This window comes from Clostridium gelidum (genome assembly GCF_019977655.1).
Lineage (GTDB): Bacteria > Bacillota > Clostridia > Clostridiales > Clostridiaceae > Clostridium > Clostridium gelidum.
In genome coordinates this window covers 4198686-4210759 of record NZ_AP024849.1, presented here as the reverse complement: position 1 = coordinate 4210759, position 12074 = coordinate 4198686, and the positions used below count along the sequence as shown (strand labels likewise).

The following is a 12074-nucleotide window of genomic DNA, read 5'->3' as shown; positions in this document are numbered from 1 at the left end:
ATCTCTATACAGGAGGGAATGAGAATGGGAAATATAATTAAAATTAATATGTATGCAGAAATTAAAAGAAAAAATAATAATCAAGTTAAATTAGAAACTGTAGAAGAAGCTATTTTAGAATATAACGATTGGATAAAAAATACCAACAGAGAGGATAAAATAGAGAACTATGAAAAATTTTTGCAAGCTCAATAATTATTTTTAGAAGTAGGTTAGACGTTATAGTTTAATCTACTTCATTTTTTATTTTGTGGAAAACTTGTCCGAATTATAGTATTATACATATAAAATAAGTTAATGATAAAAGTAGGGGATGATAATATGATTAAAGAACACATAAAGAAAGTAATAGCTTTAGGAATAATTACTACATCAGTATTGGCATTAAATTCAATTGGAGTTTGTGCGGAATGGAGAAAAGATAATAATGGATGGTGGTATACAGAAGGTAATTCATGGACTACAGGTTGGAGGAATGTAGGTGGCTCATGGTATTACTTTAATTCAAATGGTTATATGGAACATGATACTAGCATTGATGGATATTACTTAAATTCTAATGGAGCTTGGAACATAAATTCACCTGGAAATATGAATAATGAAAACAATAATAAACAAATGGTAACTTTTGCAGATGAAAATTTAGAAAAGGTAGTGAGAAAAACTATAGGAAAACCTACAGGAGATTTATATAAGAGTGATGTTGAAAAAATCACTGAATTAGATGCAGCATTAAAAAAAATAAAAGATATTAGCGGTATTGAAAATTTAAAAAATTTACAAACACTTGATTTATGGGGTAATAAAATAAGGGATATAAGTGAATTAAGTGGATTAACTAATTTAAAAGTAATTTCTTTAGATGGTTTTAGTGTTGATGGCATAAATACATTAAAGGAATTAACTAATTTGAAAGTGCTTACTATAATTGGTCAACCAAGAGGTCATATAAATGAATTAAAGGAATTAACGAATTTACAAGAACTTACTTTAAGTGGTAGTCAAATGAGTGATTTAGAGAAAGAATCATTTAAGAAAGCTTTATCTAACTGTTATATTTATTATAATTAAGAACAGATTTTAACAATAAGTATAATAAAAAAATATACAATCTAAAAGGTATTGAAGTTAATTCATGTTATAAATGTAAAGAGGTAATTTTAACTTGATGGAATTATAACAAGAAATCCTAATATACCAGTACCGCGATACAGCATGCAAGAAATATTAAAACTTGAAGGAAGTGACTTAAATCCATTATCTCCACTAGAACGTAGAAGATTGGAAAAGAAAGTTGAGGATTTAGAAAAAGAACTAATCATTTGTAAAGAGAAAATTGAAAAAGCAAAGATATGTTTAGGTTAGGATTTATATTTTTCTAGCCTATTTTTATCTGAATTTTTATAACACATATTAACACATAAGTTTTAACGCAATACAAAAAGTTGCATAATTATATGCAACTTAAACTGTTGGTAATACTAAGCTTTTATAAATGGTGACCCCTAGGAGAATCGAACTCCTGAATCCACCGTGAGAGGGTGGCGTCTTAACCGCTTGACCAAGGGGCCGTACAACAAATACAATTCTACTCTTATTTAACTATAATGTCAATGATTTTTTCACCAGAATAATAATAAGGTGGCATTTGTATTATTTAGAAATAAATAACATAGAGTTTTTTTGCTGAATTATTGAATAAATCATAATTTTCTAAATATTAAAAAAATACACTTGTTTTTCAGTGGAAATATGTTAAACTATAATATAGTTAGTAATTTAAACAGAGGTGTATATTACTAGATATACTCATCGCTCCTCTAGTATGATTAATAAATCATACTAAATTACGACTCCTTTTTAATATTTTGTGGGATATCCATTAAGATTTGACTGCTATACAGTTAAAATTTTAATGGATATTATTATTATATTCATTAAATTATTAGTCTAGGGCTTTCTTATATTTTAATTTAGTATAAAGTTAGAGTGATGATAGTAAATCGTACAATTCTACTATTTGCAAACATTGTTATTTAAAGTGCAATTTTCTAAATTCACACTATCTTTATTAGCTAGTAAATAATCACACTTATTATCGCTTATTTCTGAATTTTTTATTGTTATTTTGCTGTTGCTGATTCCAGAATAATCAATTGTGTTAAAGAAATAGACCTTATCGGATTGGAAGTCTGAGTTTACTGCTTTTGAATTGTTTTTTATTACACACTTATCTAGTAAGACATTTGAGTTATCTAATGCTTCAATAAAACTCCAACTGAAGTTATTACCTGCAATTTCGCATTTTTCAAATGTAATATCCTTTGATCCATTTATCATTATTATATTGCTGTAAGCTTCATGATTAACTATTTTATTTTCTGTAAATTTAATTGCTTCAGAATTATAAATCTGTATTGCTCTCAATGAACAGTGATCTATTTTACAGTTTGATGCGTTAAGTTTCTTTACATTATTTAAGCTAAGGCCTATACTTCCACAGCCATATAGTTCTGAATTCATTATTGAAATGGAATTACTATTGTTGAATTGAAACACGCCTGCATCACATTCATATCCTGTTGGTGTATGACCTGCAATAATGTTTTTTATAGTAATATTGCTGGTATTAGTAAAGTTCATTATATGAGCATAACGAGGTGCTACTTTTATTTCTACATTTCCCGATTCTATACCCTCGATAGTTAAATTATGAACGTCTTGAATATTTAATTCGTTTCCATCATATACGGTGTTCCATATTACTGAATTATCTGCTTTATTAATTTGATCAATATTTGATAGATTATATACTCCTGGTTTCAATAAAATTCTTTTATTGGAACCTATGGCATTAACAAATTCCTGAGCAGTTTCAACAGTAACCTCATCAATTTTCACATCTGAATTGCTTGTTGATGCTGCCTTTTGATTAATTACCCATGCACCATCAGAACCTAATTTAAAACCATCAATTGTTTTGTCATGAGCCATATAACCATCAGAATAAAAATAATACCATTTTCCATCAATTTTCATCCAGCCTGTAGCTGATGAATCTACTGTATACCACCATCCTTTACTATTTTGTCTCCAAGAAGCACTTGCTCCTATTGAATTTAAGGACAATACTGAAGCTACTACTAATAAACTAGCTATTACTTTTGTTAATTTTAACTTTTGCATATTGTTTATCCCCCTTTTTATGTTCTAATATATTTATTTTATCATAATAAACAATTTATGAGAAATGTTATATTTAATTCCAATTTGTAGGCATAAAAAAGAGTGCTATAAAAAACAACTCATGAATTAATCTATATATTTTTTTTATAGTAGAACTGCTAAGGGAATAGATTCTTTATTTCAGATTATTTTGCAGATGAGTGGACAATAAGAAAACACCAACAATTTAGATACCTAAATGTTGATGTTTACTATAGTGGTGATAAAAGGAGAATCGAACTCCTGATTCCGCCGTATACTACTTCATATTAAAGTTCTATTTTGCTAGCCAATCTAAAACAGCTTGGTTTGCAAATGCTGAAGATTTTGCATCTATTTTTGTTACAAAGATAAGATCTCCTTTGTTTGCTACGGAGCTAACTTCAGCAAATATTTCATTTGCAGATGAAGTTGTTTTAACAAAAAATCCTTGAGGTAAAAATTGAGCCCAAGCGCCTAAAGATTTAATTTTTCCAATTAAATGAGCTTCTCCATATACAGGTTCATCAGAATGAGAGTGATCTTCGCCACATCCACAATCTTCTTTTTCATGAGAATGTGCGTGATCTTCGCCACATTCACAATCTTCTTTTTCATGAGAATGTGAGTGATCTCCACCACATCCACAATTTTCATCATGTACATGATTGTGTCCAGTAGTATCGCTTATAAAATATGTAATCATATATGCTGACATAATTGCACCGCCTTTAAAATTTGTTATATTAATATTTTTTTTAGAAATCTGAAGTAATAAGTCAAATATATAACAGATATTTTCAGATGTCTTATATTAAAATTATACTAGAATAAAATGAATTGTAAATCAAAATTATTTCTGTCTTAAAAACTTTTGCAATGAATAATTAAATTAAAACTACTTTTGGGTTGAATAAAGTATTTTAGTACTTTATAATTTAGAGGTAAGGGATGTGAAAGGAATAATAAGTCAAGGACACGAAATAGATTAGTAATCTGACTTGGTAATTTTGTAATATATATATAGTTAAAAATGATTTTTAGGTTTTATTAAAAAATTAAAAGGGAAAGTAGTGCAAATCTACTACAGCCCCCGCTACTGTAATGGAGGACTAATCTCTAAAATATCCACTGAGAAATTATTCTTGGGAAGGAAGAGATTTAGGATGACACCAAAGTCAGGAGACCTGCCTAGAAGTTTTATAAAAAATGCTACCTTCGGAGGGAAGATACTAGCAAATGGTGGAATGTAGTTCTAAGTGAAGTGAAGCGTTTAAGTGGAGTTTTATATTATAGATAAGTTTTACATTCTTAATTTGTTATTATGTATCCTCTTTGCCTAAAAACGGGTAATGGGGATTTTTTGTATATTCAAAATAATAAAATTGATACATAAATTAAAAAAGTAATGAAATGAAATTTATTTTTTAGATTATTATTTAGGAGGAAATCAAATGAAAAAGGCTATTTTAGTAGTAAGTTTTGGAACGAGTCATTTAGATGCGCTTAAAAATTCAATAGAAAAGGTTGAAGATAGAGTTAGGGATGAATTTAAAGATTACGAAGTATTTAGAGCATTTACTGCTCATATTATAATAAAAAAATTAAGAGAAAGAGATAATTTAATCATATTAACTCCAGAAGAAGCTTTAGCAGATTTAAAAGCTAAAGGATTTGAAGAAGTTATAGTTCAACCATTACATATAATTCCGGGAGAAGAATTTGATTACATAAAAGGTGTTGTAGAAAATATAAAAGATGATTTTAAGGTTATTAAACTTGGAAGACCTATATTCTTTTATCAGGGAATGAATGGACTTCCTGAAGATTACTTCTTATTTATAGATAGTATTAAAGATGTTTTACTTGGAGAGGAAAGTGTTGTATTATTTGGACATGGCACTGAACATCCCGCCAATGCAGTGTATGGAATGCTTCAAACTGTTTTAATTGACAATGGTTATGAAAATGTATTTGTAGCAACAGTAGAAGGATATCCAACAGCGGATACTGTATTGAATAAGCTTAAGAATAAAGGAATAAAGAAAACAAAGCTTGTTCCATTATTAGTTGTTGCAGGGGATCATGTGAAAAATGATATGGCATCAGATGAAGAAGATTCTTTAAAGAGTATACTACAAAGAGAAGGAATAGAAGTAACTTTACATATGCATGGACTTGGCGAAGTAGATAAATTTAATGAACTTTATATAAATAGAATTTATGATTCTATTCATGAAAAATATTTAAATGCGGGAACAACTAAGAAACTTAGATATAAAAGCAATTAATAATTACTCATTGTAAATTTTAAATTAAAACTATAAATTTCAAACTGTACATTTGTGAAATAGAAAGGAAATTATTATGAAATCTATAATCATTTCTTCAAATTGTAGTGGTGGCGGAAAAACGACTTTTACCCTTGGACTTATGAAAGCACTTAAAAATAGAAAATTAGAGGTTCAAGGATATAAAGTTGGACCAGATTATATCGATCCAGCATTCCACACTGAGGTAACAAAAAAAGCGTCAAGAAATCTTGATACTTTTTTAATGGGTGAAGAAGGTACTATAAAAAGTTATATTAAAGGTAGTGGAGATGTTGGAATAATTGAAGGGGTAATGGGCTTGTACGATGGAATTGGAGTATCCGAAAAAGGTTCAACATATGAAATTTCAAAACTTTTAGGAAATATGCCAATTATATTAGTATTGTCTCCAAAGGGCCAAAGTGCAAGTTTGTGTGCTGAAATTAATGGCTTTAAGAATTATAGAAATGCCAATATTGTAGGCATTGTATTAAATTCTATTAGTGAAAAATATTATAAATTATTAAAGTATGCAATAGAAGAAAACTGCGAAACTAAAGTGTTTGGATACATTCCTAAAGATCATAAAATAAGTTTAAACAGTAGGCATTTAGGGCTTGTACAAAGCATGGAAATACTTAATCTTCAAGAAAAATTAGATATTTGCGGTAAATTAATTGAAGAATATGTGGACTTAGATGGAATTATAAGTGGAATGCAGGAATTTCAGATAAACAATGAGTTTGAATTAAAATATGAATCTGTAGTAAATAAAGAATTTAAATGGAACAATAAATTTAAAACAAGTAAGGAAAAGAACAAATTTGCAGATAAACCGTTAAGAATTGGTGTTGCTTTAGATAAGGCATTTAGTTTTTATTATAAAGATAACTTAGAACTTTTAGAGGAACTTGGAGAAATAATTTATTTTAGCCCAATTAATGATAAAGATTTACCACAAAAGCTAGATTTTTTATATATAGGTGGAGGATATCCAGAGGTATTTAAAAAGGAATTAGAAGATAATTATTCTATGCGAAATAGTATAAAGGAAGCTTTGGACAATGGATTAAGATGTTATGCAGAATGTGGTGGGCTTATGTATTTAACAAAATCAATAGATGGAGCACAAATGGTTGGCTTTTTTGATGGAGAAAGTGTAATGACAAACAAACTTCAAAATTTTGGATATTGCAAGGTTAAGATTGATAAAAAATACTTTGATGAAAAACTTGTAATAGAAGAAGACTTTGAAATAAATGCTCATGAATTTCATAAGTCACAAGTTAACTTAAATGAAAAAAATGTATATGAAATAGAGAAAATGAAGTATGATGGAGAGATTATTAAATGGCAGTGCGGATATTTTAAGGAAAATACATTAGCGGGATATGCACACATAAATTTCCTGGGAAATATGGAATTAATGAAAACTTTAGTTAATATAAGATAGTTTTAAAATTGTAGTTATAGTTCTAAAATAAAAGGCTTAAATTAATATGTACACAATTTTGAAACAAAGAAAAATATAGAGAAAAGCTGGTGATAATATGGATTATTTAAAAGATCCTATGGGCATTGAAAAAAGAAGTTTTGAAATTATTGGAGAGGAAATGGGAGCGCATTCATTTACAGAAGAAGAATTATTAATAGTTAAGAGGACAATTCATACTACTGCTGATTTTGAATATAAAGATTTAGTGGAAATAAGTAAGAATGCAATTGAAACTGCAAAGAATCTTTTTAGTCGTGGTGTTAAAATTTATACAGATACTAATATGGCTTTAAATGGGATTAACAAAATGGCATTAGCTAAAACTAATAGTAATGTTATTTGTTATGTTAATGAAGAAAGTGTACATAAAGAGGCTAAAGAAAAAAACATAACTAGAAGTATGGCAGCAGTTGAAAGAGCTTGTAATGATAATGTAGATATTTTCGTTTTTGGAAATGCACCAACTGCACTTTTTAGACTGAAGGAATTAATAAAAGAAGGAAGAGCAAATCCAAAGCTAATAATAGCAGTACCAGTAGGCTTTGTTGGAGCAGCAGAAAGTAAAGAAAATATGGATGAATTAAAAATTCCTTATATAAGAGTCAAGGGAAGAAAAGGTGGAAGTACTGTTGCAGCATCAATAGTTAATGCACTAATGTATATGGTTGCTCCGAGATAATTAAACAAAAAAAGTTAATTAGTTAATGGATAGTGTTAGTTAGAAATTGAATAATAATGATATTGGCAGAGTTTGTAGTTTTTAGAATGATACCATAAGGTAATATAAATAGGGAAATTATCAAAAATGACAAAATAGTTATAGAAACGGGGGAATAGCGATGATACTTTCAGGAAAAGAAATAAAAAATAAGTTGGGAAAAGAAATAGTAATTGAACCATTTACCGAGAAACAACTTAATCCGAATAGTTATAATTTAAGGTTGCATAATGAACTACTTGTTTATGATGAAACAATTTTAGATATGAAAAAACAAAATAAAGTAAAAAAGATGGTTATACCTGAAGAGGGTTTGATTTTAGAACCAGGAAAATTATATCTTGGTAGAACATTAGAATATACAGAAACAGATAAGTATGTGCCAATGCTAGAAGGAAGATCTTCAATTGGAAGACTAGGATTATTTATACACGTTACTGCTGGATTTGGTGATGTGGGTTTTCGTGGATATTGGACATTAGAAATATTTTGTGTTCAACCAATAAGAATTTATTCGGGAGTTGAATTATGTCAAATATATTATCACAGCATTGAAGGCGATTATGATATGTATTGTAGTGGGAAATATCAAAATAATGAAGAAGTTCAGGCAAGTCTTTTGTATAAGGATTTCGAGTAGAATGTAAGCTTTATAAGTATAGATTGAACTATAGTAGATATTATGCTTTTTATAACATGATAATGTGATTGTTAAAAGATATAAAAATAATCCTAATCCTATTATTAAGTAGAATAGGATTAAGAACATTTTGTATATTATCAATTTATTTTAAAGTTGTTAATTAATAAATGTAACATCTAATGGATTTCTCTCTACTAGTTTCTTATATTTATATTTTGGATATCCAACCATAACAGCACCTGTTATAACTCTGTCTTCAGGTATATTAAATAGAGAAAGCAGTGGTACAAAGTTTGAAAATGCACACATTTCAAATAGTCCAGCCCAGCAAGAACCAAGTCCAATGGAAGTTGCATATAGTTCAGCATAGGTAAGCTGAGAAATAGTATTTTCTCTTCCATTTTTAAATTCTTTTGGAGCTGTTGCTAGGATAAGATGTGGAGAATTACGTAACACGGTATCCATTCCGGTAGTCTTATGAGTTTGAACATGTCTTTGAAAACTCCAATGAGATGGATTTTCAAGTTGCTTTTCCATCCATTCATAAATAATGTTTATAGCCTTTTTCAATATCGTTTTATTTTCCACTATTACATAAGAAATGCCTTGGCTGTTACTGGCAGTAGGTGCATAATGTGCAATATTAATTAATTCTAATAAATTTTCTCTAGGTACAGGTGCATCTTTATAACAACGTATTGAACGACGAGATCTAAGAAAATGCTCTGCAGTTTTTGAATTTATAACTGGAAAGTTTTCTATGTCAATTTGGTCGGCTATAGGGGATTTTATATTATCTAGTGCTCCATTAGGACATACAGCAACACATTGTCCACAAGCAATACAGCTATTTGCATTAGTTACATTAGGTCCGGTTTTGTTTATAGATAAAACTCCACTTGGACATACTTTTGAACAAAGCCCACATTTAATACATTTTGATTGGTTTACATTGATTAAATTCATTAAATTTCACTCCTAATTAGTTAACAATATTTACTTCATAATCAAGTTTCTATGATATAATACACTTTACTTGATTATGTTAATATTATCTAGTACGCACTTTTTAGGAACGTAGTTACCATTTGTATACCATATAGAAGTGCTTAAAGATGTATGAAGGAGTTAAAAATGATAGAATTTAAAGGCATTGATTATAATTGTTCTATGGAATTAACATTAGATATTATAGGAGGTAAATGGAAACCTATTATTATTTGGCATTTAGGTAAAAAAACTATGCGTTTTAATGAGTTGAAAAGAAGTTTACCTAATATCACACAAAAAATGTTAACTCAACAGCTTAGAGCATTAGAAGAAAGTCAGTTAATTAATAGGGTTAGTTATAATCAAGTTCCACCTAAAGTGGAATATTCACTTACTGATTATGGAAGAAGTCTTTTGCCAGTTCTAACTGATCTTTGTGAGTGGGCAATTAATTATTCTAATTTAATTAGATGTGAAAATACATACAGACAAGAAACAAAATAAAAATAAAAATATTAAACAACTAAAAAATTCTTATATAGCCAAGTGGGTTTGAATGTAGAAATTTAATTGCAATATATATATTTAATAAATTTGGAGGTGAATATTATGTTTGAGATGTATATTGAGACTGGTGGAAAAAAATTAAGATGTGGATATACTACTGGTTCGTGTAGTGCGGGAGCTGCAAAGGCTGCTACTATGATTCTTTTTAATGAAGCAGAAACATTAAGGGAAATAGAAATAACATCTCCAAAAGGAATTAATATAACAATGAATATAGAATCTATAGTGAAATATGATGATTATGTTGAATGTACTATTTTAAAATATAGTGGTGATGATCCAGATAGTACAAGGGGAATTGAAATAAAGGCAAAGGTTAAAAAAATTGGGACAGTTGATAATACACAATGTACAGACAAAAGTAAAGATGAAGTAACTCATAATTCGCAGTGCAAACTGGATGATGATTTTAATGAAATTGAAGATGCAGATATGGTTGTACTCAAAGGTGGCATTGGTGTTGGGACTGTTACTAAGGATGGACTTTTTGTACCTAAGGGGCAGCCTGCTATTAATCCTGTTCCAAGAAAGATGATAAAAGATGAAGTAATGAAGGTTTTACCTAAGAAAGAAAGGGTTGAAGTAACAATTTCGGTACCACAAGGAATAGAAATTGCTAAAAAAACTTTTAATCCAAGGCTTGGGATTGAAGGTGGAATTTCAATACTTGGGACAACAGGAATTGTTTATCCAATGTCAGAAGAATCCCTTAAGGCATCTATAAAATTAGAAATTACTCAAAAAGCTTTAAATAATGAAAGATTAATTTTAACTTTTGGAAGTTTAGGCGATAATTATAGCAAGGAGCTTGGATTTAAAGAAGACGAAATTGTTATATGCTCAAACTTTATAGGCTTTGCACTAGAAACTTGTGTTTCATGCAAAGTTAAGTCTATTATTATAGTTGGACATATAGGTAAGATGAGCAAAATAGCTTATGGTTGCTTTAATACCCATAGTAGAGTAAATGGAGTAAGGCTTGAAGTTGTTGGATTGGAGCTTGCACTTCTTGGATATGATATTTCGCTTGTTAAAAAAGTTCTTGAGGAAAAGACTTGTGAAGGTGCAGTTAAGATGCTAGGCTTAGGATATTCAAAACTTTATGAAAACATTGGAAAGAAGATTGTTGCTAAAATTAGTGAATATGTTTATGGAGAATTAGAAGTTGAAGCAGTTATGTATTATGGAGCATCAAAACCTAATTTGCTTTGGAAGTCAGATGGAATTGATAAGGGGAATATTCACAGGAGGATGCAAAAATGATTTATATTGTAGGGCTTGGACCTGGACATAAGGATTATATTATGATTAAAGCTTTGGAAATAATGAATAAGTCTGATATTATAATTGGATTTAAAAGAGCAATAGATTCATTAAATTTCATTGATAAGAAGAAAATTTACATAAATAAGTTAAATGATATTGATAAGTTTATAGATAGTGAAGAAAATAGAGATAAGAATATTTCGATTGTTGCATCCGGAGATCCAACCTTTTATGGTATAACTAATTATATAAAAAGTAAAACTGTTTTAGAAATTGATGTGATACCAGGAATTAGCTCATTTCAATATTTAACTTGTAAGCTTAAGATGCCATGGAATAATGCATATTTAGGTAGTCTTCATGGAAGAAAACAAGAATTTTTAGAGAAGATTAATAATAATGAATTAAGTATTTGGCTTACAGACAAAGAAAATAATCCATCTGCGCTATGTAAAACTTTGCATGAAGCTCAAATTAATTGTAAAGTAATAATTGGAGAAAATTTATCTTATAAAGATGAAATTATAAGCGAAGGAAGTCCAAAAGACTTTTTAAGTGAAAATTATAGTCCACTAAGTATTTTTATAGTTAATAGATACAATGAAATGTAAAATTAAAAACATACACGTTTATACATTGGAAATTCTAAAATTCTTTAGAATATTAGAACTTTAGAATTCTAGAATTTTAGAATTTGCTTGCAAAATGCCAGTTAAGAGAGATCGGAAGGAAAACTTAGGCTCAGTATGTTAGTAAATTTGAGTTCTCTACAAAAGAAACTTAGGGCTCACATGCGTTCGCTGAGTACTCACAGAGTAAGCGACCATCATCAAATCATAGATTAGAGATGTCTGCTTAACTGATTCACAACAAAGTATT

The 12074-nt window shown here is 28.9% G+C and carries 13 protein-coding genes, 1 tRNA gene and 1 riboswitch; of the genes, 10 read left to right on the top strand and 4 right to left on the bottom strand.

Annotated features, from left to right (window positions below):
• Positions 1–24: 24 nt before the first annotated feature.
• The 3 genes from psyc5s11_RS19325 to psyc5s11_RS19315 all read left to right on the top strand — a co-directional run bounded on the left by psyc5s11_RS19325 (position 25) and on the right by psyc5s11_RS19315 (position 1365).
• On the top strand, positions 25–195 hold the full coding sequence (locus psyc5s11_RS19325; protein ID WP_224034117.1) for a hypothetical protein: 171 nt from the start codon (positions 25–27) through the stop codon (positions 193–195).
• Between the two features lie 126 nt (positions 196–321).
• A complete protein-coding gene (locus tag psyc5s11_RS19320; protein WP_224034116.1) occupies positions 322–1071 on the top strand; it encodes a leucine-rich repeat domain-containing protein in 750 nt (249 codons plus the stop codon).
• A 144-nt stretch (positions 1072–1215) separates the two neighbouring features.
• Positions 1216–1365: a hypothetical protein gene (locus tag psyc5s11_RS19315; protein ID WP_224034115.1), complete on the top strand. Its 150-nt coding sequence runs from the start codon at positions 1216–1218 to the stop codon at positions 1363–1365.
• A 131-nt stretch (positions 1366–1496) separates the two neighbouring features.
• Here psyc5s11_RS19315 and psyc5s11_RS19310 read toward each other — a convergent pair.
• The 3 genes from psyc5s11_RS19310 to psyc5s11_RS19300 form a co-directional block, all read right to left on the bottom strand.
• Positions 1497–1571: transfer RNA gene (locus tag psyc5s11_RS19310), tRNA-Glu, on the bottom strand.
• Between the two features lie 445 nt (positions 1572–2016).
• The gene (locus psyc5s11_RS19305; RefSeq protein ID WP_224034114.1) at positions 2017–3186 is read right to left on the bottom strand and encodes a right-handed parallel beta-helix repeat-containing protein; all 1170 of its coding nucleotides are present in this window, start codon (positions 3184–3186) and stop codon (positions 2017–2019) included.
• Between the two features lie 316 nt (positions 3187–3502).
• Positions 3503–3922 carry a hypothetical protein gene (locus psyc5s11_RS19300; RefSeq protein WP_224034113.1) on the bottom strand — a complete coding sequence of 140 codons (420 nt, stop codon included), beginning with the start codon at positions 3920–3922 and terminating at the stop codon, positions 3503–3505.
• 307 nt (positions 3923–4229) lie between these two features.
• Positions 4230–4413: riboswitch (cobalamin riboswitch) on the top strand.
• 245 nt (positions 4414–4658) lie between these two features.
• Between psyc5s11_RS19300 and psyc5s11_RS19295 the strand changes: the two genes are divergently transcribed.
• From psyc5s11_RS19295 to dcd, 4 genes are all read left to right on the top strand, one after another.
• Entirely contained in the window at positions 4659–5495 is an 837-nt protein-coding gene (locus psyc5s11_RS19295; protein ID WP_224034112.1) for a sirohydrochlorin cobaltochelatase, read from the top strand.
• A 76-nt stretch (positions 5496–5571) separates the two neighbouring features.
• Positions 5572–6969 (top strand): cobyrinate a,c-diamide synthase, encoded by a 1398-nt coding sequence (locus tag psyc5s11_RS19290; RefSeq protein WP_224034111.1) that lies wholly within the window; start codon positions 5572–5574, stop codon positions 6967–6969.
• 97 nt (positions 6970–7066) lie between these two features.
• On the top strand, positions 7067–7690 hold the full coding sequence (locus tag psyc5s11_RS19285; protein ID WP_224034110.1) for a precorrin-8X methylmutase: 624 nt from the start codon (positions 7067–7069) through the stop codon (positions 7688–7690).
• A gap of 160 nt (positions 7691–7850) precedes the next feature.
• Positions 7851–8369, top strand: coding sequence for a dCTP deaminase (gene dcd / locus psyc5s11_RS19280; RefSeq protein WP_224034109.1), 519 nt, complete (start codon positions 7851–7853; stop codon positions 8367–8369).
• 159 nt (positions 8370–8528) lie between these two features.
• Here dcd and psyc5s11_RS19275 read toward each other — a convergent pair whose 3' ends face one another.
• On the bottom strand, positions 8529–9338 hold the full coding sequence (locus psyc5s11_RS19275; RefSeq protein WP_224034108.1) for a nitroreductase family protein: 810 nt from the start codon (positions 9336–9338) through the stop codon (positions 8529–8531).
• 168 nt (positions 9339–9506) lie between these two features.
• Between psyc5s11_RS19275 and psyc5s11_RS19270 the strand changes: the two genes are divergently transcribed.
• From psyc5s11_RS19270 to cbiE, 3 genes are all read left to right on the top strand, one after another.
• Positions 9507–9866: a winged helix-turn-helix transcriptional regulator gene (locus psyc5s11_RS19270; RefSeq protein ID WP_224034107.1), complete on the top strand. Its 360-nt coding sequence runs from the start codon at positions 9507–9509 to the stop codon at positions 9864–9866.
• Positions 9867–9971: 105 nt separating this feature from the next.
• The gene (gene cbiD / locus psyc5s11_RS19265; protein ID WP_224034106.1) at positions 9972–11192 is read left to right on the top strand and encodes a cobalt-precorrin-5B (C(1))-methyltransferase CbiD; all 1221 of its coding nucleotides are present in this window, start codon (positions 9972–9974) and stop codon (positions 11190–11192) included.
• Positions 11189–11806 (top strand): precorrin-6y C5,15-methyltransferase (decarboxylating) subunit CbiE, encoded by a 618-nt coding sequence (cbiE, locus tag psyc5s11_RS19260; RefSeq protein WP_224034105.1) that lies wholly within the window; start codon positions 11189–11191, stop codon positions 11804–11806. The genes cbiD and cbiE overlap by 4 nt, the downstream gene beginning before the upstream one ends.
• Positions 11807–12074 lie beyond the last annotated feature (268 nt).

Coding starts and splice junctions, on each gene's coding strand:
- psyc5s11_RS19295 (WP_224034112.1), top strand. CDS start 4,659: ATGAAAAAGGCTATTTTAGTAGTAAGTTTTGGAACGAGTCATTTAGAT.
- psyc5s11_RS19275 (WP_224034108.1), bottom strand. CDS start 9,338: ATGAATTTAATCAATGTAAACCAATCAAAATGTATTAAATGTGGGCTT.
- psyc5s11_RS19315 (WP_224034115.1), top strand. CDS start 1,216: ATGCAAGAAATATTAAAACTTGAAGGAAGTGACTTAAATCCATTATCT.
- psyc5s11_RS19290 (WP_224034111.1), top strand. CDS start 5,572: ATGAAATCTATAATCATTTCTTCAAATTGTAGTGGTGGCGGAAAAACG.
- psyc5s11_RS19325 (WP_224034117.1), top strand. CDS start 25: ATGGGAAATATAATTAAAATTAATATGTATGCAGAAATTAAAAGAAAA.
- psyc5s11_RS19270 (WP_224034107.1), top strand. CDS start 9,507: ATGATAGAATTTAAAGGCATTGATTATAATTGTTCTATGGAATTAACA.
- psyc5s11_RS19300 (WP_224034113.1), bottom strand. CDS start 3,922: ATGTCAGCATATATGATTACATATTTTATAAGCGATACTACTGGACAC.
- psyc5s11_RS19305 (WP_224034114.1), bottom strand. CDS start 3,186: ATGCAAAAGTTAAAATTAACAAAAGTAATAGCTAGTTTATTAGTAGTA.
- dcd (WP_224034109.1), top strand. CDS start 7,851: ATGATACTTTCAGGAAAAGAAATAAAAAATAAGTTGGGAAAAGAAATA.
- cbiD (WP_224034106.1), top strand. CDS start 9,972: ATGTTTGAGATGTATATTGAGACTGGTGGAAAAAAATTAAGATGTGGA.
- psyc5s11_RS19320 (WP_224034116.1), top strand. CDS start 322: ATGATTAAAGAACACATAAAGAAAGTAATAGCTTTAGGAATAATTACT.
- cbiE (WP_224034105.1), top strand. CDS start 11,189: ATGATTTATATTGTAGGGCTTGGACCTGGACATAAGGATTATATTATG.
- psyc5s11_RS19285 (WP_224034110.1), top strand. CDS start 7,067: ATGGATTATTTAAAAGATCCTATGGGCATTGAAAAAAGAAGTTTTGAA.